At 56.3% G+C, this 22,134-nt stretch carries 18 protein-coding genes and 1 other RNA gene; 18 read left to right on the forward strand and 1 reads right to left on the reverse strand.

What is annotated here, in order from left to right; genetic code table 11:
* The first annotated feature begins 13 nt into the window (after positions 1–13).
* The 16 genes from rnpB (at position 14) to lpxC (ending at position 18,162) form a co-directional block, all read left to right on the forward strand.
* An RNA gene (gene rnpB / locus U738_RS22720) (RNase P RNA component class A) lies at positions 14–372 on the forward strand.
* Between the two features lie 68 nt (positions 373–440).
* Positions 441–1,397, forward strand: a complete 957-nt coding sequence (gene rsmH / locus U738_RS06350) for a 16S rRNA (cytosine(1402)-N(4))-methyltransferase RsmH (RefSeq protein WP_035578420.1) — start codon at positions 441–443, stop codon at positions 1,395–1,397.
* A gap of 8 nt (positions 1,398–1,405) precedes the next feature.
* On the forward strand, positions 1,406–1,741 hold the full coding sequence (ftsL, locus tag U738_RS06355; protein WP_035578423.1) for a cell division protein FtsL: 336 nt from the start codon (positions 1,406–1,408) through the stop codon (positions 1,739–1,741).
* Positions 1,738–3,444 carry a peptidoglycan D,D-transpeptidase FtsI family protein gene (locus U738_RS06360; RefSeq protein ID WP_035578427.1) on the forward strand — a complete coding sequence of 569 codons (1,707 nt, stop codon included), beginning with the start codon at positions 1,738–1,740 and terminating at the stop codon, positions 3,442–3,444. Before ftsL ends, U738_RS06360 begins: the two co-directional genes overlap by 4 nt.
* A gap of 17 nt (positions 3,445–3,461) precedes the next feature.
* The gene (locus U738_RS06365) at positions 3,462–4,955 is read left to right on the forward strand and encodes a UDP-N-acetylmuramoyl-L-alanyl-D-glutamate--2,6-diaminopimelate ligase (RefSeq protein ID WP_035578430.1); all 1,494 of its coding nucleotides are present in this window, start codon (positions 3,462–3,464) and stop codon (positions 4,953–4,955) included.
* Complete coding sequence (locus tag U738_RS06370; protein WP_035578433.1) at positions 4,955–6,307, forward strand: UDP-N-acetylmuramoyl-tripeptide--D-alanyl-D-alanine ligase; 1,353 nt, start codon at positions 4,955–4,957, stop codon at positions 6,305–6,307. The genes U738_RS06365 and U738_RS06370 overlap by 1 nt, the downstream gene beginning before the upstream one ends.
* 14 nt (positions 6,308–6,321) lie before the next feature.
* Positions 6,322–7,404, forward strand: a complete 1,083-nt coding sequence (gene mraY, locus U738_RS06375; RefSeq protein ID WP_035578436.1) for a phospho-N-acetylmuramoyl-pentapeptide-transferase — start codon at positions 6,322–6,324, stop codon at positions 7,402–7,404.
* A 58-nt stretch (positions 7,405–7,462) separates the two neighbouring features.
* Entirely contained in the window at positions 7,463–8,851 is a 1,389-nt protein-coding gene (murD, locus tag U738_RS06380) for a UDP-N-acetylmuramoyl-L-alanine--D-glutamate ligase (protein ID WP_035578439.1), read from the forward strand.
* Positions 8,848–10,029, forward strand: coding sequence for a putative lipid II flippase FtsW (gene ftsW / locus U738_RS06385; RefSeq protein ID WP_035578442.1), 1,182 nt, complete (start codon positions 8,848–8,850; stop codon positions 10,027–10,029). Before murD ends, ftsW begins: the two co-directional genes overlap by 4 nt.
* A 33-nt stretch (positions 10,030–10,062) precedes the next feature.
* Entirely contained in the window at positions 10,063–11,160 is a 1,098-nt protein-coding gene (murG, locus tag U738_RS06390; protein ID WP_261378016.1) for an undecaprenyldiphospho-muramoylpentapeptide beta-N-acetylglucosaminyltransferase, read from the forward strand.
* Positions 11,161–11,177: 17 nt separating this feature from the next.
* Positions 11,178–12,623, forward strand: coding sequence for a UDP-N-acetylmuramate--L-alanine ligase (gene murC, locus U738_RS06395; RefSeq protein ID WP_035583244.1), 1,446 nt, complete (start codon positions 11,178–11,180; stop codon positions 12,621–12,623).
* Positions 12,620–13,561, forward strand: coding sequence for a D-alanine--D-alanine ligase (locus tag U738_RS06400; protein ID WP_035578448.1), 942 nt, complete (start codon positions 12,620–12,622; stop codon positions 13,559–13,561). The genes murC and U738_RS06400 overlap by 4 nt, the downstream gene beginning before the upstream one ends.
* Before the next feature lie 39 nt (positions 13,562–13,600).
* Positions 13,601–14,314, forward strand: coding sequence for a cell division protein FtsQ/DivIB (locus tag U738_RS06405; RefSeq protein ID WP_035578451.1), 714 nt, complete (start codon positions 13,601–13,603; stop codon positions 14,312–14,314).
* Between the two features lie 301 nt (positions 14,315–14,615).
* The gene (gene ftsA / locus U738_RS06410; protein ID WP_035578454.1) at positions 14,616–15,905 is read left to right on the forward strand and encodes a cell division protein FtsA; all 1,290 of its coding nucleotides are present in this window, start codon (positions 14,616–14,618) and stop codon (positions 15,903–15,905) included.
* 34 nt (positions 15,906–15,939) lie between these two features.
* On the forward strand, positions 15,940–17,115 hold the full coding sequence (gene ftsZ, locus U738_RS06415; RefSeq protein WP_035578457.1) for a cell division protein FtsZ: 1,176 nt from the start codon (positions 15,940–15,942) through the stop codon (positions 17,113–17,115).
* Between the two features lie 135 nt (positions 17,116–17,250).
* Entirely contained in the window at positions 17,251–18,162 is a 912-nt protein-coding gene (gene lpxC, locus U738_RS06420; protein WP_035578460.1) for a UDP-3-O-acyl-N-acetylglucosamine deacetylase, read from the forward strand.
* Between the two features lie 181 nt (positions 18,163–18,343).
* Here the strand turns inward: lpxC and U738_RS06425 are convergent, their stop codons facing one another.
* A complete protein-coding gene (locus U738_RS06425) occupies positions 18,344–18,805 on the reverse strand; it encodes a DUF721 domain-containing protein (protein ID WP_035578464.1) in 462 nt (153 codons plus the stop codon).
* Between the two features lie 112 nt (positions 18,806–18,917).
* On the opposite strand from U738_RS06425, the gene U738_RS06430 reads away from it, so the two are divergent.
* On the forward strand, positions 18,918–19,280 hold the full coding sequence (locus U738_RS06430; protein WP_035578467.1) for a hypothetical protein: 363 nt from the start codon (positions 18,918–18,920) through the stop codon (positions 19,278–19,280).
* Between the two features lie 103 nt (positions 19,281–19,383).
* On the forward strand, positions 19,384–22,116 hold the full coding sequence (gene secA / locus U738_RS06435) for a preprotein translocase subunit SecA (RefSeq protein ID WP_035578469.1): 2,733 nt from the start codon (positions 19,384–19,386) through the stop codon (positions 22,114–22,116).
* Positions 22,117–22,134 lie beyond the last annotated feature (18 nt).

Genomic DNA, 22,134 nt, shown 5'->3' on the forward strand with positions numbered 1-22,134 from the left:
TATGCTTGCCGCCGGAGTTGGCCAGACAGTCGCCGCTAATACCCCTCAAAAGGTGTTGGGGGAGGAAAGTCCGGGCTCCATAGGGCAGAGTGCCAGGTAACGCCTGGGCGGCGTGAGCCGACGGAAAGTGCAGCAGAGAGTAGACCGCCTAAGCCCTCCGGGGCCGGTAAGGGTGAAAGGGTGCGGTAAGAGCGCACCGCGCGCCTGGCAACAGTGCGTGGCATGGTAAACCCCACTCGGAGCAAGACCAAATAGGGATCCAATGGCGTGGCCCGCGCTGGATCCGGGTAGGTTGCTTGAGCGCTGTGGTAACGCAGCGCCTAGAGGAATGGCTGTCCACGACAGAACCCGGCTTATCGGCCGACTCCCCCATATTACGTACCAGAGCGTGCACCCACGCTCTTTATTACGCTGTCACTATCATCTTGTGTGAGAAAAACATGCCTTCTCCTGACGCTGAACAGGTTGCTCCCCGCTTTCGCCATACCAGCGTACTACTGGAGGGTGCTGTCGATACCTTGGTTCATGATGCGCAGGGCATCTATCTGGACGGTACTTTCGGGAGGGGCGGTCACTCACGGGTTATTCTTGATCGTCTGGATGCCCAGGGCCAGCTACTGGCTATGGATCGTGATCCCCAGGCGATTGCCGCCGCTGCTGAAATAGCCGATCCACGCTTCCTGATTACCCAGCGCGAATTTGCTCAGCTTGCCGAGTTTGCCCGCGAACAGGGCGTGTTCGGCAAGCTTTCTGGGGTGCTGCTTGATGTCGGCGTTTCGTCTCCCCAGCTTGATGACCCCGAGCGCGGCTTCAGCTTTATGCGTGATGGCCCGCTGGATATGCGTATGGATCCTACCCAGGGGCAAAGCGTGGCTGATTTTCTGGCCCGTGCCAGCGAAGCAGATATTGCCTATGTGTTGAAAACTTACGGCGAAGAGCGCTATGCCAAGCGTTTGGCCCGCGCCGTTGTGACTCGTCGGGTTGAGAAGCCGTTTACCCATACGGTGGATTTAGCGGAAGTATTAAAAGTTGCCCACCCCGCCTGGGAGAAGGGACGCCACCCAGCAACCAAGGCGTTTCAGGGCCTGCGTATTTTCGTCAACGGCGAGTTGGAGCAGTTAGACAGTGCTTTAGACGCCGCGCTTGAGGCGTTGGCGCCGGGTGGTCACTTAGTGGTGATCAGTTTTCATTCCCTGGAAGATCGCCGTGTGAAGCGCTTTATTCGCCATCATGTGCGCGGCGATACCGACCTACCGCGTGGAGTGCCTATTCGCGACGATCAGCTGAATCGGCGGCTTGAAGCGCTGGGCAAAGGCGTGCGTCCCAGCGAGGAGGAAGTGGATGCAAACCCTCGCGCACGCAGTGCTGTCATGCGGGCTGCACGCAAACGGATGTAAATATCATCATGAGCATGGATCGGATTGAGCAGTGGGCGACCACGCTACGCACCGAATGGCCTTTCAGGCTGCGCCTACGCACCTGGCCGGTAGTTATTACGCTGTTGTTTCTACTCTGCATGGCTTCCGGGCTAGGTGTGGTCGTCACTACCCATATGACGCGGGTTCAATTTGCTCAGCTGCAACAGCTGGAGCAGGAAGAGAACCAGCTGCAAACGGAGTGGGGACAGCTGCTGCTTGAGGAGGGCGCATGGTCAACGCCTGCCCGCATTGAACAAATTGCCACTGATCGCCTGGGTATGCGAATCCCCGACGTCCATGATGTTGAGGTGATTCGGCCATGAGAAACGAACGTCGAGGCGGTACCTCCCGCCAGGCTCCGATTGCGCCCCCTCTCGGCGGCGGGCGGTTCATGTTTATGCTGGTTGCCATTGGCTTGGCATCTATTATTTTGATTGGCCGCATTACCTTGCTTCAGGTCATTGACCGCCCCTTTCTGCAAAGCCAGGGTGACGCACGTACCCTCCGTCACGAAACGATCCCCGCCCACCGCGGCATGATTACTGACCGTAATGGCGAGCCGTTGGCTATTTCCACGCCAGTGGTGACTCTTTGGGCCAACCCGCAAGAATTACCCGATGATGCCATTCAGCGCGTTATGTTAGCCCAGGCGTTGGGTATGACGTTAAGCGACTTTGAGTCTCGGGTGGCGCGCTTTAGTGAACATGAGTTCATGTATTTGCGCCGTCAGATGACCCCCGCGGCGGCCCAGCAGATACTTAACCTGCGCACGCCCGGCGTATATCCGCAACGCGAATATAAACGCTACTATCCTGCCGGTGAGGTCGCCGCCCAGTTGCTGGGGGTTACCAATGTGGATGATGTCGGTCAGGAGGGGCTAGAGCTCTCCTATCAGCCTTACCTAGCGGGCCGCCCAGGTCAACGGCGGGTTATTAAGGATCGCCGTGGGCGGCTGGTGCGCGAGCTGGGAGTGATTAACGAAGCCCAGCCGGGGGGCGAACTGACCCTCTCCATTGATCAGCGTATTCAATATATGGCCTACCGTGAGCTGCGCGCCGCGGTGGCTGAGAATGAGGCTGATGGCGGCGTGCTGGTAATGATGGATGCCCGCACCGGGGAAGTTTTGGCCATGGCTAACTTACCCTCCTATAACCCTAATAATCGAGCGGGGCTTGATCCACGCGGGTTACGTAATCAGGCGCTGGTAGATGTGTTCGAGCCGGGCTCGGTGATGAAGCCATTGGCCATGGCCGCCGTGTTGGAAAGTGGGGTGGTGGATCGTAACGCTATCGTGGACACCTCGCCCGGCTGGATGCGGCTGGATCAGTTCACCATCCGCGATTTCCGTAATTATGGCGAATTGGATTTGGCTGGCATTCTGGAACACTCTTCAAATGTGGGTATGTCCCGCCTGGCGCTGCGGTTAAGCGATACGGCGATTTGGGAAAAGTATAATCAGCTAGGTTTGGGCCAGGCGCCCGGAACCGGCTTTCCAGGCGAGTCTACGGGGAGCCTGCCGTCGCCGGTTCGCTGGTCGCGCAGCGAGCGAGCGACCCTCGCCTATGGTTACGGCTTGTCTGTGTCAGCGGTACAACTGGCCAGTGCTTACACGGCGTTAGCCAATGATGGCATGCGTTTGCCACCCTCGTTGCTGCGCCTTTCTGAGCCACCCCAGGGTATTCCTGCGATCGAACCGACGGTTGCCAATGATCTGCTGAATATTCTCGAAACGTCGGTGGCGGCCTATACCGGTGGCCGCAGAGCCCGTGTAGAGGGCTATCGCGTTGGCGGTAAAACGGGCACAGTGCGTAAAGTAGGCCTGCAAGGTTATACCACCGATGCTTACCGCAGCGTTTTTGCCGGGATAGCCCCCATCTCTGATCCGCGTATTGTCACTGTGGTAATGATTGATCATCCCAAGGCGGGCGAGTTCTACGGCGGCGCTGTCGCCGCACCGGTTTTTTCCAGTGTGACAGGGAATGCTTTACGCTTGTTAGACGTTCCGCCGGATCACGAGGCGGAGTAGCTTTTAAAGGAGATTGCATGACGCTGAGTCCAGGCGATGTATTAACGGCGCTTGCGAAAGTATGGCCCAAGTTACCACTGCCCGCTGATCTGCCTAAGCTGCCGGATCAGGTGCGCATTGAGATGAACTCGCGCAAGCTTGCCAAAGGGGATATTTTCGTCGCCGTGCCGGGCAGCCAGCGTGATGGCCGCGACTTTATCGAGCAAGCGCTTGAGGCCGGTGCGGCGCTTGTTTTAGCGCAGGGGGCGCACAGTGATGTTCAGCTCGATGGGCGGGTGCTGACATTGCCGCATCTGTCATCACGCTTGGGAGAGCTAGGGCGAGCGTTGTTTAAGGTGCCCGGTGAGCTGGAAGTCATTGCCGTAACGGGGACGAATGGTAAAAGTTCGGTGACCCATTACATCGCAGCCCTTAGCGAGGCCCTGGGCACACCTGCCGGCCTCGTCGGCACCTTGGGTGTGGGGCGCCCCGGCGAGTTGAACGACAGCGGGCTAACCACGCCTGGGCCCCTGGCGCTGCAGGCGACGTTGGGAGAGCTGGCGCAGCAGGGGGTAACACGTGTTGCTCTGGAGGCCTCTTCCCATGCCCTGGATCAGTACCGTTTGGAAGCGGTCAACGTCAGCGTAGGGGTGTTTACCAACCTGACCCGTGACCACTTGGATTACCACGGCAGCATGGCCGCCTACGCCGCTTCAAAGGCCAAGCTGTTTAGACGCTCTGAGCTTAGCTTGGCGGTGGTCAACGGTGATGATCCCTTGGCGCGTTTAATGCTGGCCGGCTGCAGCAACCGCGTACGCGTGCTGGCCACCGGGCAAGACGAAGCCGTGACATTGCGGGTGCTCGATTGGCAGGCGTTTGAGCAGGGGCAGCAGGCGATGATTGCGACCCCAGACGGCGAGAAAATACTGCGCTTAAAGTTAATCGGGCGGTTTAATTTAGATAACGTGTTACTGGCAATGGCCGTGTTGTACGGATTAGGCGAACCCCTTGATGCGCTGTTTGATGCAGCGATGGCGCTGACGCCGGTGCCGGGGCGCATGGAGCTGTATGGCGATGTTGGCGCTCCCAGCGTAGTGGTTGATTACGCCCACACGCCGGATGCCCTGAAAAGTGCCCTGCAGGCGCTACGCGCTCACCTGGGTGATGCGGGTCAATTATGGTGCGTTTTTGGCTGCGGCGGTGAACGCGATACAGGTAAGCGCGCCGAAATGGCCAGGGCCGCCGAGCCGCTGGCGGATCGCATAGTGATCACCGATGATAACCCGCGCCACGAGCCCGCCGCGCAAATCCGTGAGCAGATTTTGGCGGGCTTCTCGGCTAGCGCGCATCCCATTGAAATCGGTGATCGCCGCGAAGCCTTGGCAGCGGCCATTAAACAAGCTGGTGCCCAGGATGTGGTGCTGATCGCTGGCAAAGGGCATGAGGCGTATCAGGAGATCGAAGGTGTCCGCCACCCCTACACCGATAGTGAAGAGATTCAGCGTGCCTTTGCCCTGCGGAGAGCCCAATAATGCACTGGGATCTTGGTCAAGTAGCCGCGGCGCTCGGTATTGAAGCACCGTCAGAAAGCGCCCGGTTAACTATCTCTGCGGTGATTACCGATAGCCGTAAAATTGAGGCGGGTTGCCTGTTTGTTGCCTTAAAAGGTGGCAATTTTGACGGTCATGATTTTGTTGAGCGTGCTCACGCGCTGGGCGCGGTGGCAGCGTTGGTTGACACACCTGTTGCCAGTGACCTACCCCAACTGGTGTGCCCCGATACGCGCTTAGCTCTAGGGCTACTGGCCGGCGCGCACCGGCGTGCATGGCAAGGCCCCTTAGTCGCAGTCACCGGCAACAGCGGTAAAACCACCGTGAAGGAGATGTGCGCTGCACTGTTGACGCCTTTAGGGGAGGTGCTAGCCACCGAGGGGAATCTGAACAATGATTTCGGCGCGCCGATGACCCTGTTGCGATTGCGTCAGCAGCATAAAGCCGCCGTGATAGAGCTAGGGGCTAATCATTTGGGTGAGATCGCCTGGACAGCGCCGCTGGCAAACCCCGATATTGCGATTATTACCAATGTGACCGGTGCCCATGTGGGTGAGTTTGGCGGCATGGGGCAGATCGCCCAGGCGAAAAGTGAACTGCTGGCTGGGCTGAACGGGCAGGGTACGGCCATATTGAATCGCGATGATCACTACTACACCTTCTGGGCCTCTCGGGCGGCCCCAAGGCGAGTTGTCAGTTTTGGCTTTCACTCCCAGGCTGATGTGAGTGCCTCAGCGCTTTCCTGTGATCCTCAAGGGCGGTATGCTTTCACGCTACTGCAGCATGGTCAGGCGCTGGGCCAGGTGCGTTTGCCGCTACTCGGCAAACATAATGTCAGTAATGCCTTGGCCGCCGCCGCAGCAGCATTAGCGCTGGGTGTGTCGGCAGAGCAAATTATTGCGCGCCTGGCAGCGCTGCCTGCGCTAGCGGGTAGGTTAACCGTGGTACCTGGCTTGCGGGGGGCCAAGTTGCTGGATGACACTTACAATGCCAACCCTGGGGCGGTCAAAGCAGCCCTGGATACCCTGGCAAGTTTCCCAGCCCCACGCTGGTGTGCGTTAGGGGCGATGGGTGAGCTGGGGGACGAGTCGGCAGCGCTGCACGCGGAAATTGGCCGCTACGCCGCTGAGCTAGGGATTGATCAGTTTTTAACGCTGGGTGATGCCGCAGGTCCCGCCAGCGAGGCCTTTGGTCGTGGGCTGCATTTTAACGATCACGAGGCGCTAACGCGTCATGTCACTAATACTTTGCCGCCGGACACCACCTTGCTGGTGAAAGGGTCGCGCAGTGCGGGCATGGAACATGTCATCAATGCACTGCGTTCGGATAAATAAGGTAAACGCCGTTCATGTTACTTCACTTGGCGAATTTTCTGTCGCAATACCAATCTGATTTTCAGGTAGTCAACTATTTAACCCTGCGCGTGATTTTAGGCGCTCTCACTTCGTTAATGCTCTGCTTATGGCTGGGGCCATGGATGATCAGGCGTCTGGTCGAAGGCCAAATCGGCCAATCCGTGCGTGACGATGGTCCTCAGTCGCACCTTTCCAAGGCGGGTACTCCGACCATGGGTGGGGCGATGATCCTGTTGGCTATCGCCATAAGTACCTTGCTATGGGGTGACCTCACCAATCTGTATATTTGGGTGGTATTAGGCGTCACGCTTGGCTTTGGTGCCATTGGCTGGGTCGATGATTACCGCAAAGTGGTAGAGAAAAACCCCCGTGGCTTGCCCGCTCGCTGGAAGTATTTCTGGCAGTCAGTCGTTGGCCTGGGGGCGGCAGTGCTGCTTTATTTGAGCGCCTCAACGCCGGTCGAAACCAGTTTGTTAGTGCCGATGTTCAAAGAGGTTGCACTACCGTTGGGCGTTTTCTATATCGTGCTTAGCTACTTTGTGATTGTGGGCAGTTCCAATGCGGTTAATTTGACCGATGGTCTTGATGGCTTGGCGATTATGCCCACGGTACTGGTCGCTATGGGCTTGTCGGTGTTTGCTTATGCGAGTGGCAATACCCTGTTTGCTGAGTACCTGCATATTCCGTTTATTGCCGGTACCGGCGAGTTGGCGGTTTTTTGTGCCACTATTGCCGGTGCCGGGCTGGGTTTTTTATGGTTCAACACTTATCCCGCCCAGGTCTTTATGGGCGACGTAGGCGCCTTGTCGCTGGGAGCTGCGTTGGGCGTGGTGGCTGTGATCGTGCGTCAGGAGATCGTGCTGTTTATCATGGGCGGTATTTTTGTCATGGAGACGGTATCGGTCATTCTTCAGGTGGGCTCCTATAAACTCACTGGGCGACGCATCTTCCGCATGGCGCCATTGCATCACCACTATGAATTAAAAGGCTGGCCCGAGCCGCGGGTTATCGTGCGCTTTTGGATTATTACCGTGGTGCTGGTGCTGCTTGGCCTCGCAACGCTCAAAATTCGTTAATGCAGGTGACCATGTGTGCCGCTATTGGTCGTGAGCATGAGGCGAGAGGAAGCCTGTGATGGTTCAAGTTGCTAAAGGTTTAACGTTGGTGGTGGGGCTAGGGCTGTCGGGTCGTGCCATTTGTCGCCATTTAAGCCGCTTAAAGGTGCCTTACATGGTGGCGGATACACGTGCCGAGCCACCGGGGTTGGATGACTTTAAAGCCGCTCATCCGGGTGTTGAAGTTCACTGTGGCCCGTTAACGTCGCTGGATCTACGTGATGTTGAAGAGGTAGTCGTTAGCCCTGGTCTTGATCCGAGAATGCCGGGCTTGATAGAGCTGGTGGATCAGCTTAATCCGCGCACCGGCGAGCCGAGGGTGGTGGGCGAAATTGCCCTCTTTGTACGTGCCGCTAACGCCCCCATCGCCGCTATCACCGGGTCTAATGCCAAATCCACGGTCACCACGCTACTGGGAGAAATGGCCGCTTCCGCCGGTGTCAACGCGGCGGTGGGCGGTAATCTGGGTACGCCTGCTCTGGATCTATTGGCCAGTCATCCTGGTGCTGCGCTGTATATTCTTGAGCTCTCAAGCTTTCAGCTTGAGACGACTCCCTCTCTTGGTGCGAGCTGTGCGGCTTTTCTGAACTTATCCGAAGATCACCTTGATCGTCATGGGGATATGCATGGCTATCGCGCCGCAAAACAACGTATTTTTATCGGTGCAGAGAGTGCCGTGGTGAATGCCGATGAGCCCCTGACATGGCCTGAGCAGTCAGTGGCACAAGTGGCTTACTTTACTCAAGCTGCCCCTAAGGGGGGCGAGTGGGGGCTGGCGCTTCACCACGATAAGTTGACATTAATGCAGGGTAAAACACCCTGGCTGGCCATTGATGAGTTAAACATGGCCGGGCAGCACCATTACCTGAATGCCCTGGCGGCACTGGCCATGGGCCAGGCGTTGGGTTTCGCGGCTGGGCCCATGTGCAGCGCGCTGCGCGCATTTAAAGGCTTGGAGCACCGCAGTGAAGTGATTGCGCAAATTAACGGCGTCACCTGGGTTAATGACACTAAAGGTACTAATGTGGGCGCTACCTTAGCGGCCATTAATGGCATTGGCGCTACGCTGGAAGGGCGGTTGATTTTATTGGCGGGCGGGGTCGGCAAGGGCGCCGATTTTTCTCCCTTGGCCGAGCCTCTTTCAAAATGCGCACGTCACGTGCTGTTATTCGGGTTAGATGCCCCACGGCTAGCCGACGCATTGATTGAACACGTTAGTATTCAGCAGGTAGAGGATTTAACCCAGGCGATGCAGACAGCCTTTGAGCTTGCCCAGCCTGGTGACTGCGTGCTGCTTTCGCCCGCCTGCGCAAGCCTGGATCAGTTTGCCAACTACCAGCAGCGCGGCAACGTATTTCGCCGTTGGGTGCAGCAAAAGGCATCACCAACAGGCGAGGGGGCACTATGAGTCGACTTCAACGTCTTCGCGCGACGCTTTCAACGCGCGATTTACCCTGCGATGTCTGGCTCATCGTGGCAGCGGTTGCCTTGGCAGGTTTGGGTTGGGTCATGGTTAGTTCGGCGTCGATTGGCTTGCTGGAAGATACCTATCACTACTCACGTCAGCACGGCGTTTTCCTGGTGCTTGCCATCATCGCCTGCGTATTTATGCTCTGTGTGCCGCTTGAAGTGTGGCGCCAAAACGCAGCGCTAATTCTACTCGCCACTATTTTTCTATTGGTTTTGGTGCTGATTGTTGGCCAGGAGATCAATGGTAGTAAGCGCTGGATAGCGTTGCCGGGGCCCTTGCCGAGTTTACAGGTCTCTGAATTTGCCAAAGTCGGGCTGATTTTCTATATGGCGGCGTTTATGTCGCGTTTTACCTACGATTTGCGTCGCCGAGCGTTCAGCATGTGGCGCCCTCTGGCCGTGCTGGCCGTACCGGTTGGGCTGCTATTTTTAGCACCTGATTTCGGCGGGATGGTGGTCTTTACCGTCTGCGTGATTGGCATGCTGATGATGTGCGGTGCCTCGCTGGTGCTGCTGGTTGGCAGCGGGCTGCTGCTCGGCTCCGGGGCGGTTGTAATGGTGTTGATAGAACCCTACCGGCTGGCCCGGTGGACCAGTTTTTTAGACCCCTGGGCCGATCAGTTTGCAACCGGCTACCAGTTAACCCAAGCGTTAATCGCCTTCGGACGGGGGCACGTCACCGGTACTGGCTTGGGTAACAGTGTGCAAAAACTGCATTACCTGCCCGAAGCGCATACCGACTTTATCTTTGCCGTAATCGCTGAAGAGTTGGGCATGATCGGCGCGATTATCGTCGTGCTGTTGTTCACGCTGTTTATTACCCGCGCTATGTGGATAGGGCGCAAAGCTGAACTGGCAGGGCATCTATTTGGCGCTTATGTAAGCTACGGGGTCGGTTTTGTCGTAGCCGCCCAGGCGTTTATTAACATGGCGGTCAGTTCTGGCCTGTTGCCGACTAAAGGGCTAACGTTGCCGCTGATGAGCTATGGCGGCTCTAGCCTCCTCGTGACGGGGATTATGGTCGGTCTGCTGCTGCGTACAGATGCCGAAACACGCCATCGGCCCCGGCGCGCCTCCACCCCGTATAAATCGCGCCATGAACCGCGTTTATCGTAACGCTATGCCGCTGGGTGTTATCAGGAGTTTGATGTGACGACGAACGTAAGGCGACGAGTACTGATTATGGCCGGTGGTACCGGCGGCCACGTGTTCCCGGCGCTGTCGCTTGCCAAGGCTTTGCAGGCACAGCAGGTCGATGTTGAGTGGTTGGGTAGCCCGCGGGGAATTGAAAACCGTCTGGTGCCCGAGGCAGGAATTAAGTTACATACCATTGCAGTGAGTGGGCTGCGCGGCAACGGTTTAACGGGCTGGCTAAAAGCACCACTGAACCTTAGCCGCGCGATTTTGCAGGCGCGCACTGTTATTGGTGACTTCAAGCCCCATGTCGTGGTCGGCCTGGGCGGTTTTGCCAGTGGGCCGGGGGGGCTAGCTGCATGGTTGGCCCGTGTTCCTCTGGTGATCCATGAGCAGAACGCCGTAGCCGGTCTGACCAACCGGGTGCTGTCGCGGCTGGCAAAGCGCACCTACGCTGCCTTCCCTGAGGCTTTTGGGGCGCGCGCCGAAGTGGTCGGTAACCCAGTGCGGGAGGATATCGCCGCCTTGGGGAGCACGCCGAGGGATGAGAAAACACTCTCTTCTCGGCCTCTACGTTTGCTGGTGGTGGGTGGTTCGCTCGGCGCTGTCGCGCTTAACGAGCGCTTGGCCCCCGCACTGGCTGCACTGCCTATCGAACAGCGTCCCCAGGTGCGCCATCAGGCGGGTAAGGAGCGTGAAACGGCCACTGCTGAAAATTATCAGCAGCACGGCGTGAGCGCTGAGGTTAGCCCTTTTATTGACGATATGGCCGCCGCCTACGAGTGGGCTGACTTAGTGGTGTGCCGCGCTGGTGCGCTGACAGTGGCTGAATTAGCGGCTGCGGCTAAGCCCGCGCTACTGGTGCCGTTCCCGTTTGCTGTGGATGACCATCAGCGCATCAACGCCCAGGTACTCGTCAAGGCAGGTGCTGCCCAGTGCGTTGTTCAGTCTGAGCTAACCGTTGAGCGGTTAAGTGAATTTTTAAATCAATTGCTCGTCCCAAACACCCTGGCTGCGATGGCGTCAAAAGCACGCCAGGCCGCGCATCTAGACGCGACGAAGCGCTTGGCTGAAGGGTGTTTGGCGATGGTGCCGGTAGGAGACTCTGTGTGATCGATTCAGACCAAACCATGACACCTTCACGGACTGCTGCGGGCCCTGGCATGCGTCGGATACGCCGACTCCATTTTGTTGGCATTGGTGGCGCGGGCATGTGTGGTATTGCGGAGGTGCTGGCGAATCAGGGCTATACCGTGAGCGGTAGTGATGCCAAAAACTCTTCGGTCTTGGAGCGCCTGCGTCAATGTGGTGTCAGTGTGGCGATCGGGCACGCCGAGGCCAATGTGGAAGGCGCCGATGTGGTGGTCGTGTCCAGCGCCATTGATGAAACCAACCCGGAAATACGCTGGGCTCATGAACACCGCGTGCCGGTAGTGCGTCGGGCTGAAATGCTTGCTGAACTGATGCGCTTTCGTCACGGCATCGCCGTGGCGGGCACCCATGGCAAAACCACCACGACTAGTTTAACGGCGACACTGCTGGCCGAAGGTGGGCTCGATCCGACCTTTGTGATTGGCGGCAAACTGACCAGCGCCGGTGCTAATGCCCGCTTGGGGGAGGGTGACTATTTAGTCGCCGAGGCCGATGAGTCTGATGCATCGTTTTTGCACTTGCAGCCGATGGTCTCGATTGTCACCAATATCGATGCAGACCATATGGCTACCTACGGTGGTGATTTTGAGCGGCTGAAAAGTACCTTTATCGAATTTCTGCACAACTTGCCGTTCTATGGGTTGGCAGTGCTGTGTATCGATGACCCTCACGTGCGTGTGCTATGCGAACAGGTGAAACGGCAGTTTGTGACCTATGGGTTTGACAGCGATGCCGATTACCGCATTGTGGATTTTGCCCAGCAAGGCGGTGAAGTATCGTTTACAGCCCTACGCCCTGGTGGCGCCGCGCCGTTAGACGTGCGTTTGGCCATGCCGGGCCGCCATAACGCCTTAAACGCCATGGCGGCGATCGTGGTGGCCACCGATGCCGGGGTGAGTGATAGGGCTATTTTGAGCGGTTTGGCAGGCTTTGCCGGGGTGGGGCGTCGCTTTCAGGTGCACGGCCACTTTCCTGCGCCTAAAGGTGGCGGCGACATCATGCTGGTGGACGACTATGGTCACCATCCTCGCGAAGTTGATATGGTCATTCAAGCGATTCGTGCAGGCTGGCCTGAGCGTCGGCTGGTCATGCTGTACCAGCCCCATCGCTACAGCCGTACCCGCGATTTGTACGAAGATTTTGTGCGCGTGCTTTCTCAAGTCGATACGCTGGTGTTGCTTGATGTTTACAGTGCCGGTGAAGCGGTGATTCCTGGCGCAGAGGGGCGCACCTTGGCGGGCTCTATCCGCCAGCGCGGTGACGTCGATCCGCTGTTTGTCGAGAATAAACATGAATTGCCTGCGCTGTTAACCAACGTATTACGCCCAGGTGATATTTTAATTACCCAGGGCGCCGGTGATGTGGGGGGGATCTCCCTGCGTCTGGCTCAGGCACAGCTAGCGATGAACGAGGTGGATCTGTGAGCGTCGACGTAGCAACTCCCCACTCTGTTGGAAAAGTCGTGGTTGTTTACGGCGGCACCTCCGCGGAACGCGAGGTCTCGCTGAAAAGCGGTGCGGCGGTACTTGAAGCGCTGCAGCGTAAAGGTGTCGATGCCTGCGGCTACGACCCCCGAGACAACGGCTTGGTAGGCTTAGAGCAACTGGCTCCCTCGGTGGTCTTCGTTGCCCTGCATGGTCGCGGCGGGGAAGACGGCACCCTGCAGGGGGCATTAGAGCTGCTGGGTATTGCTTATACCGGTAGCGGGGTGCTGGCCTCGGCGCTGGGGATGGATAAGCAGCGCACCAAACAGGTGTGGAGTGCAGTTGGCCTGCCTACCCCTGAAAGCATTATGCTGGATCAAACAGCGGACTGGTCAGCGGTCGTCGCGCAGCTCGGCTTACCGCTGATCGTGAAGCCGGTACACGAAGGCTCGACGCTGGGAATTAGCATCGTAAAAAGTCAGGCAGCGCTTGAGGCGGCCTACCGCGAGGCAGCCCAGTTCGACGCCCGCGTGATGGCGGAGCGCTTTGTAGTGGGCGACGAGTATACGGTCGCGCTGCTAGGTGACCAGGTGTTGCCCGCCATCCGTGTTGAAGTGCCCGGCGGCTTCTACGACTACGAAGCCAAATATATCGCTAATACCACCCAGTACCACTTGCCTTGCGGCTTATCTGCCGAGGATGAAGCAGCACTGGCTGAGCTGTGCCAGCAGGCGTTTACAGCCATAGGCGGGGTAGGCTGGGGCCGGGTTGATGTCATGCGCGATAGCGAAGGGCGTTTTTGGTTATTGGAAGTCAATACGGTGCCAGGCATGACCGATCATAGTTTAGTGCCTCAAGCAGCGGCGCATGCGGGTATTGGCTTTGATGATCTAGTGCTGCACATACTCAACACCGCAGGCGAGCCGTTCACCGCATGAGCAATAACTTATTTAAAAGCGCCTTATTAAAAGTGCCTTATGAAAAGGCGTAATGCTTGGTTGGGAGTTATCCTGCTGGCGCTGCTGATGGGGGCAGGCGGGCGTGCGCTTTGGCTGTGGCTAGATCGCCCTATTGAGCGGGTGTCTATTCGTGGCGAATGGGAGTACGTCAGCGCCGACTATCTGCGCACTCAACTGGCCCCACTGGTGGTCGATGCCACTTGGCTGTCGGCAGATCTGGGAGAGCTGCGCGACCGGGCTCTACAGGTAGGCTGGTTAAACGAAGTGCGCATCTCCCGTGAGTGGCCTAACGCCCTGGTGTTTGAGCTCATTGAGCAGCAGCCCGTCGCGCGCTGGAATGATGATTTCTTGCTTAACCCTGATGGCGAGCCTTTCGCCTTTGCGCCTTTAACGCCACCGTCAGGCATGCCTGATCTGGCAGGCCCCGCTGGTAGCAGCGAAGAAGTGTTGAACTATTACCATCGGCTAAAATCCCACTTCGAACAATTATCGCTCGAACTCACTCAGCTTCGTTTAGAGCCACGCGGTGCTTGGCGGCTGCAATTAAACGATGGCGCTTGGGTGATGTTGGGGAGGCGACAGCATGAAGTACGCTTAGCACGTTTATCGGCTTCATGGCAGCGGGAGTTAAGTTCTCTTAGCGAACAGATTCGCTATATTGATCTACGCTACCCTAACGGTGTTGCTGTTGCGTGGCATGGAGAAAGTGAATTTGCGGTGCAAGATGAGTAACTTTTCTATTACTTGATGCAAATAAGGTGTAAAAGTGAGTGGTTGCCATCGTTGAAAAAGCCAATAATCGGCTTTAAATTGCTTTTCAAGCCTATTATTGTGGTTTTGTACTAGTCGTATTGCGACTATTGTTTCTATACTATGGGCCAGACACGAGTTAAATAGTTTTTAATTTCGACTATCGACAATTAGCGAGTGTCTGAGAAACAGCACTGATTATTTCGGGTAGTACGCCTTCAATGTTAAGCGTCACCCTATTTATATTTATTTTTAACAATGACGCAAGGAGATTTCCCGACTCATGGCAGGCTCACCCAACGCATCCAATATGGTGGTCGGGCTGGACATTGGAACGTCCAAGGTCGTCGCGATAGTCGGTCAACCTACCGATGATGGCGGAATTGAAATTGCTGGTATTGGTTCGCACCCTTCGCGTGGTATGAAACGTGGCGTGGTGATCAATATTGAATCAACGGTACAGTCTATCCAGCGGGCGGTTGAAGAAGCAGAGTTAATGGCCGGGTGTGATATCCACTCGGTATACGTTGGCGTCGCCGGTAGCCATATTAGTTCAATGAATTCGGATGGCGTTGTGGCCATTAAAGAGCGTGAAGTAACGCCCTCCGATATTGAACGCGTGATTGACTCAGCAAGGGCGCGCGCCATTTCAGAAGGTCAGCGTGTGCTGCATGTGCTGCCCCAGGAGTTCTCGATTGATGCTCAAGGCGGTATACGTGAGCCGCTAGGTATGTCCGGAGTGCGCTTGGAAGCGCAGGTGCACTTAGTGACGGCCGCATTAAACGCGGTGCAAAATATTGAGAAGTGTGTACGCCGCTGCGGTTTAGAAGTTGATGCTATTATCTTAGAGCAGCTGGCCTCAAGCATGGCAGTGCTCACTGAAGATGAGCGTGAACTTGGCGTCTGTATGGTAGATATTGGCGGCGGAACGACCGATATGGCTATCTTCAGTGAAGGCGCCATACGCCACACGGCGGTTATTCCTATCGCGGGTGACCAAGTCACTAACGATATTGCCATGGCGCTGCGCACACCAACGCAGCACGCTGAAGAGATCAAAGTTAAATACGCTTGCGCGCTTACCCATTTAGCCGCAAGCGATGAAATGATTAAAGTACCTAGCGTAGGCGATCGTCCTGCGCGTGATCTATCGCGTCAAGCGCTCGCTGAAGTGGTAGAACCGCGCTATGAGGAGCTGTTTACGCTAATAAGAGACGAATTGCGCCGTAGTGGCTATGAAGACATGGTGGCTGCTGGGATAGTGCTTACTGGTGGTACCTCGCGCATGGAGGGGGTTAGCGAATTGGCGGAAGAGATTTTCCATATGCCCGTTCGTATCGCATGTCCGCAAAATGTAAGAGGTTTGGCGGATGTCGTTCATAACCCCATTTATGCAACAGGCGTCGGGCTACTGCATTATGCCTTGCAGGAAACGCGTCATGGGCAAGGTCTAAGAAGCCACGGGGGAGTGGTTGCAGCTCATAAGGGCCGCAACGAGCTTGCCCGGCGTGATATCAAGGAAGACCATTCGGCGCTGGCAAGAATTAAAGGCTGGTTCAAAGGAAATTTCTGACAGGGCCGCAAGCGCGGTTCAGGAGACGGGGCTTATGTTCGAATTAGTAGATAACGCACCCTCGAGCAGTGCGGTCATCAAAGTGGTTGGTGTTGGCGGCGGTGGCGGCAATGCTGTTAACCACATGGTCGAGAGTAATATTGAAGGCGTTGAGTTTATCTGCGCTAACACGGACGCCCAGGCGCTGAAACGCTGTGCAGCGAAGACGGTGTTGCAATTGGGTAGCGAAATCACTAAAGGATTAGGCGCAGGTGCCAATCCCGACGTGGGACGCCAGGCAGCAATGGAAGACCGCGAACGGATTGCGGAATTGCTGGTGGGGGCCGATATGGTCTTTATCACTGCTGGCATGGGTGGTGGTACCGGTACCGGAGGCGCCCCGGTTGTGGCTCAGGTCGCCAAAGAGCTGGGGATTCTCACCGTCGCGGTAGTGACGCGCCCCTTCCCCTTTGAAGGGCCAAAGCGTATGCGCGCTGCTGAAGAGGGCATGAAAGAGCTCTCTGAGCACGTGGATTCGTTGATCACTATTCCCAATGAAAAACTGCTTTCCGTGCTGGGCAAGAATGCTACGTTGCTAACGGCATTCAGTGCGGCGAACGATGTGCTGCTGGGCGCTGTGCAAGGTATTGCAGAGCTGATTACCAGCCCAGGCATCATCAACGTCGACTTTGCCGATGTGCGCACCGTTATGTCTGAAATGGGCATGGCGATGATGGGTACCGGTGGGGCCACGGGCGAAAATCGTGCTCGTGAAGCTGCTGAGAAGGCTATCCGTAGCCCGCTATTGGAAGATATCGATCTTCACGGCGCGCGCGGTATCTTGGTCAACATCACTGCTGGTCCCGATTTGTCGATCGGTGAGTTCAACGATGTGGGCGCTACCGTGCAGGAGTTCGCTTCTCCAGACGCCACTATCGTTGTGGGCACCTCCATTGATATGGAAATGTCCGATGAACTGCGTGTCACCGTTGTGGCTGCTGGTTTAGATGGACAAAAACCTAAAACGGCCGCCCGCGAGCCAGCGCGTCGTTCGGCGACGGAGTCGTCGGATTACCGCAAGCTGCAGCAGCCGACGGTGATGCGTCAGCAGGCAACGGCCCGCTCTGAAGCACCTGAAACGGCCGCAAAACCTCGTCCTGAAAAGCGTCGCGCTGCTGAAGCCGATGACTATCTGGACATACCCGCGTTTCTACGCCGCCAGGCGGATTGATTCTCGATATCTGGCTCACTGCAGCAGCGAGCGAGCGTTTTATTGGCTAAAACGCTCGTTTGCTGTTAAAGTGAACACTGTTTGATAACTTTTTCCCCTGCGGTTATTACCGTCATCAGAGCTCGGCTACTATCCATGATCAGACAACGCACCCTGCAAAACGTCATTCGCGCCACCGGAGTGGGCCTGCATTCTGGCAAAAAAGTCCATCTGGCTCTGCGTCCGGCGCCGCCCAATACGGGGATTGTGTTTGTTAGAACCGATCTGGATCCCGTTGCACACGTGCCCGCGCGGGCAGCATTGGTGGAAGACACTAAATTGTGTACTGCGCTGGTTCTGGATGGGGTCAAGGTAGCCACCGTCGAGCATCTGATGTCGGCCTTTGCTGGATTGGGTATCGATAACGCCTATGTGGACGTTAGCGAACCTGAAGTGCCCATTATGGATGGTAGCGCTAGCCCGTTTGTGTTTTTGATTCAGTCGGCGGGTATCCTGGAACAGGACGCTGCGAAGAAATTTATTCGTATCAAGCACCGCGTGGCGGTGACCGATGGCGATAAAGAAGCTGTTTTCTTACCCCATCAAGGGTTCAAGGTCTCGTTTGCTATCGACTTCGATCACCCGGTTTTTGAGCAGCAGAAGCAAACCGCACTGATCGATTTTTCGACGACCTCTTTCGTCAAGGAAGTTTCCCGAGCGCGTACTTTTGGTTTTATGCGCGACTTAGAGTTTTTGCGCTCAAACAACCTGGCGTTAGGCGGAAGTTTAGATAACGCTATTGTGGTGGACGATTACCGCATTGTTAATGAAGGCGGTCTACGCTACGAGGATGAGTTTGTTAAGCATAAAGTGTTAGACGCGATTGGCGACTTGTACCAGTTGGGTTATAGCTTAATCGGGGAGTTCCGTGGGGTGAAGTCTGGCCACGCGCTAAACAACCAGCTGTGTCGCGAATTATTGGCGCAGCCAGAGGCGTATGAAATCGTTACCTTTGAAGAAGACAAGGCTGTGGCGCCGATCTCTTATGCAGCGCCTGCTATGGCCTGATGTTGTGCCAGCTAATCCGAGCGCTATGAGCCAGATCATTTGAGCTAAGTTATATGCATCAAATCATACGAGCTAGTTTATAGGAATCAAGTCGCTTGGGCAGGTAAGTTAATAAAGCATCGCTTAGGCGGTGCTTTATGCGTTTAAAATCGACCACAAGTAACGTCGGTCGGTACGCTGATTATTTAGCCGGTCGCGCGTGAGAGGCAAGACGTTCAAGCGCCCGTTTAAGCGCGGGGTTGGTGGTGTCTTCAGCGCACTCCGCCAGTGTTTTGCCCGCGTCGGCTGATAGGCTGCGTGTGTTGCGCTGGGGAGCCACAATAGGGCGCACAGGGCGCACTTTAAAGGTGAAGCCGCTGACCCCTTCAAAGCCGGGTAACTGGTGAAGCAGTTCCAGCAGCCGCCGCTGTTCAAAGCGTAGCCATGTCAACCAGCTCGCCTGGCCGCTAATCAGGGTTAAGCGACCTTCGCTAAAGCCACCCACAAAGATATGCTCACGCATCTCTTCGGGCAGGTGGGCGCGCAGGTGACGCTGCGCCTGATCGATTAACCGAGATAGGCGCATTAGCTTATTAATATCGCCCGACTTCGAGAGCAGGCGGGCAATGGGCTGTGCGCGAGAACGCTTAACCTTTATACTCATACGCTTAATTCCTAGGGTACCGCTATCCTAGGGTACCGCTAATGACGATGTCGGAAATGTTAGCCGATTTCACTTTAGCCGATTTTACCACGCTCAGGAGCCGGTCTACAGCATGCCACCTACGCTTGATGTTCAATCAGCTTTGCCGCGGCGCCAACGCCGTTACGGTATAGCGCGTTGGTGGCTGGCCGGTTTGCTAGTGAGCTGCCTATTGCCCGCCAGTTTAGGCCCTGCAGATGCGTTGCGCAGTGGCGAGCGTAGCGTGGCTATCTGTTTTTGGGTGCCCGCGATTTTACGCGCCCAGTCGCACTGGATTGCCAAGCGACGGCGTGCCCTGCAGCGCTGGGCGCAAAGCCCCCGGCGATTTGCGCCTATTCGGCGCCTATGCCTCTGGTTTGCCCCAATGGCTATGCTGGTCGCTGCACGGGATGTCTTGACCCAGCGCGGCCCACCTTCCCAACGAGTCTGTCGTTAATACACCTACATTGGGCATGCTCTGCAGAGAAAGAGTGTGCGGTGAAAAGCCTGTCGTAAAAGGGCAATGTCCGCTAGGACGCTCGTGAATACTTGGATATTTCATGCTTAATAATTTATTACGTAAAGTCGTGGGTTCTAAAAATGACCGCGATGTTAAACGCATGCACAAAAATGTGCCGCAGATTAACGCCTTAGAAGCAGAGCTTGAGGCGATTAGCGATGCGGAGTTGCAGGGAAAGACGGCCGAACTGCGCCAACGTTTAGAGGCTGGTGAGTCCCTTGATGCGCTGCTAGCGCCCGCCTTTGCGATCGTTCGAGAAGCCAGTAAACGCGTTATGGGCATGCGCCACTTTGACGTGCAAATGGTGGGGGGCATGACCCTGCACCGTGGTCGTATTGCTGAAATGAAAACCGGTGAGGGTAAAACGCTGGTAGCGACGCTGGCGGTGTACCTGAATGCGCTGCCGGCTAAGGGCGTGCACGTGGTCACGGTAAACGACTACCTGGCTCGGCGCGATGCCGAGTGGATGCGCCCGCTGTATGAGTTTCTAGGCCTGACCATTGGCGTTATCTTCTCCGGCCAGACTGGCGAAGAGAAGCGTCATGCCTATCATTGCGATATTACCTACGGTACCAACAACGAATTCGGCTTCGATTATCTGCGCGATAACATGGCGTTTTCGTTAGAAGATAAAGTCCAGCGTGGACTGCATTATGCAATTGTCGACGAAGTTGACTCGATTCTGATCGATGAAGCGCGTACGCCGCTGATTATTTCCGGCGCGGTGGATGAGAATACCGACCTTTATAAAGTCGTTAATCAACTTGCCCAACAGCTTGAGAAAGGCGAGGAGATTGAAGATGAAGAGGCCGCCGTGGTCGGTGACTTTTTAGTCGACGAGAAGCAGAAACAGGTAGAGCTAACAGAGCAGGGGCATAATAAAGTTGAAGAGCTGATGCGCGCTGAGGGTTTGTTGGGCGATGAAGAGTCGCTCTATGCCGCGCAAAATCTTAACTTGCTTCAGCATATGCACTCAGCCCTGCGTGCCCGCTATCTCTATAACCGGGATGTCGACTACATTGTCTCTGAAGGTCAGGTGGTGATCGTCGATGAGCACACTGGCCGTTCGATGCCAGGGCGCCGCTGGTCGGAAGGGTTGCACCAGGCTGTTGAGGCCAAAGAGGGCGTCACGGTGCAGCGTGAAAGCCAGACACTGGCCTCCACGACGTTCCAGAACTACTTCCGTTTGTATGAAAAATTAGCTGGGATGACCGGTACGGCAGATACCGAAGCTTTTGAGTTTAGGCAAATCTACGGCCTCGACGTGGTGGTGATTCCCACCAACCGGCCATTGGCCCGTAAAGACCTCAACGATTTGGTTTACTTGAGCGCGGAAGAGAAGTACGAAGCGATCATTAAAGATGTCAAAACCGAGACTGAAGCCGGTCGCCCGGTACTGGTGGGTACGGCTTCCATTGAGACATCCGAGTACCTTGCCAAGCTGATGCGTGAAGCGGGCCTGACGTTCAGCGTGCTGAACGCCAAGCAGCACCAGAGCGAAGCCGAAATTATTGCCCAGGCGGGCCGTCCAGGGGCGATTACCATCGCCACCAATATGGCCGGTCGTGGTACCGATATTGTTCTGGGCGGCAACTGGGAAGCCGAAGTCGCCAAGCTGCAAAACCCAAGCCAAGAGCAGGTTGATGCACTTAAAGCCGAGTGGCAAGCGCGTCACGATGGTGTGCTGGCCGCGGGCGGCCTGCACGTAGTGGGCTCTGAGCGCCACGAGTCCAGGCGGATCGATAATCAGCTGCGTGGCCGTGCTGGGCGCCAGGGTGACCCTGGCTCGACGCGGTTCTTCCTGTCGCTTGAAGATAGTCTGATGCGGCTGTTTGGCTCTGATCGTGTCAAGCGCCTGATGCAGGCATTGGGACTTGAGCACGGCGAAGCCATTGAGCATAAGATGGTCTCTAACGCCGTTGAGCGCGCCCAGAAGAAAGTCGAAGGACGTAACTTCGATATTCGTAAGCAGCTGCTTGAGTATGATGACGTTGCCAACGACCAGCGCCGGGTGATCTACGACCAGCGCAATGAAATTCTGGCTGCGGACGATGTTGCCGATGCTGTCATCGGTATCCGTGAAGAGGTAATGGAGACGGCTATCAGCGATTACGTGCCGCCCCAGAGCCTGCCTGAACAGTGGGATCTGCCCGGCTTGGAAGCGCACCTGAAGACCGAGTTCAACCTTGATGCGCCCGTGGTTAAATGGGCCGCTGAGGATGACCGTTTCAGTGAAGAGCAGCTGCGCAAGCGTCTGCAGACGATGCATCGCGAGGCCTATGCAGCCAAAATCGAGGCGGCGGGTGAGAAGCTGATTCGTCGCTTTGAGAAGCAGGTCATGCTGCAAGTGCTGGATACGCGTTGGAAAGAGCACCTTCAATCGATGGATCATCTGCGTCGCGGTATCCACCTACGCGGCTATGCGCAGAAAAACCCCAAGCAAGAGTACAAGCGTGAGTCCTTTGAGCTCTTCCAGCACTTACTAGAGCATATTAAAGCCGATGTAACGCGCATTCTGAGCCACGTTCAGGTTCGTCAGCCCGAGGAAGTAGACGCCCTTGAGCAACAGCGCCGCGAAGCGCTGGCGCGGGAAACCGCCACGGCGGCAAGCCGTCATGACACCCCGAGCCCGGAGCCGTCCACAGCCGAGCAGGAAGCACCGGGTGTAGATGGTCGCCCTGTGCGGCGCGAAGGCCCCAAGGTTGGCCGCAACGATCCATGTTTTTGTGGTTCGGGTAAAAAATATAAGCAGTGCTGCGGAAAATTAAGTTAACGGCGAGTATGTCTGATC

Source organism: Halomonas sp. TG39a, from assembly GCF_000744395.1.
GTDB classification, from domain to species: Bacteria; Pseudomonadota; Gammaproteobacteria; order Pseudomonadales; family Halomonadaceae; genus Vreelandella; species Vreelandella ventosae_B.

Coding starts and splice junctions, on each gene's coding strand:
- rsmH (WP_035578420.1), top strand. CDS start 441: ATGCCTTCTCCTGACGCTGAACAGGTTGCTCCCCGCTTTCGCCATACC.
- ftsL (WP_035578423.1), top strand. CDS start 1,406: ATGAGCATGGATCGGATTGAGCAGTGGGCGACCACGCTACGCACCGAA.
- U738_RS06360 (WP_035578427.1), top strand. CDS start 1,738: ATGAGAAACGAACGTCGAGGCGGTACCTCCCGCCAGGCTCCGATTGCG.
- U738_RS06365 (WP_035578430.1), top strand. CDS start 3,462: ATGACGCTGAGTCCAGGCGATGTATTAACGGCGCTTGCGAAAGTATGG.
- U738_RS06370 (WP_035578433.1), top strand. CDS start 4,955: ATGCACTGGGATCTTGGTCAAGTAGCCGCGGCGCTCGGTATTGAAGCA.
- mraY (WP_035578436.1), top strand. CDS start 6,322: ATGTTACTTCACTTGGCGAATTTTCTGTCGCAATACCAATCTGATTTT.
- murD (WP_035578439.1), top strand. CDS start 7,463: ATGGTTCAAGTTGCTAAAGGTTTAACGTTGGTGGTGGGGCTAGGGCTG.
- ftsW (WP_035578442.1), top strand. CDS start 8,848: ATGAGTCGACTTCAACGTCTTCGCGCGACGCTTTCAACGCGCGATTTA.
- murC (WP_035583244.1), top strand. CDS start 11,178: ATGACACCTTCACGGACTGCTGCGGGCCCTGGCATGCGTCGGATACGC.
- U738_RS06405 (WP_035578451.1), top strand. CDS start 13,601: ATGAAAAGGCGTAATGCTTGGTTGGGAGTTATCCTGCTGGCGCTGCTG.
- ftsA (WP_035578454.1), top strand. CDS start 14,616: ATGGCAGGCTCACCCAACGCATCCAATATGGTGGTCGGGCTGGACATT.
- ftsZ (WP_035578457.1), top strand. CDS start 15,940: ATGTTCGAATTAGTAGATAACGCACCCTCGAGCAGTGCGGTCATCAAA.
- lpxC (WP_035578460.1), top strand. CDS start 17,251: ATGATCAGACAACGCACCCTGCAAAACGTCATTCGCGCCACCGGAGTG.
- U738_RS06425 (WP_035578464.1), bottom strand. CDS start 18,805: ATGAGTATAAAGGTTAAGCGTTCTCGCGCACAGCCCATTGCCCGCCTG.
- U738_RS06430 (WP_035578467.1), top strand. CDS start 18,918: ATGCCACCTACGCTTGATGTTCAATCAGCTTTGCCGCGGCGCCAACGC.
- secA (WP_035578469.1), top strand. CDS start 19,384: ATGCTTAATAATTTATTACGTAAAGTCGTGGGTTCTAAAAATGACCGC.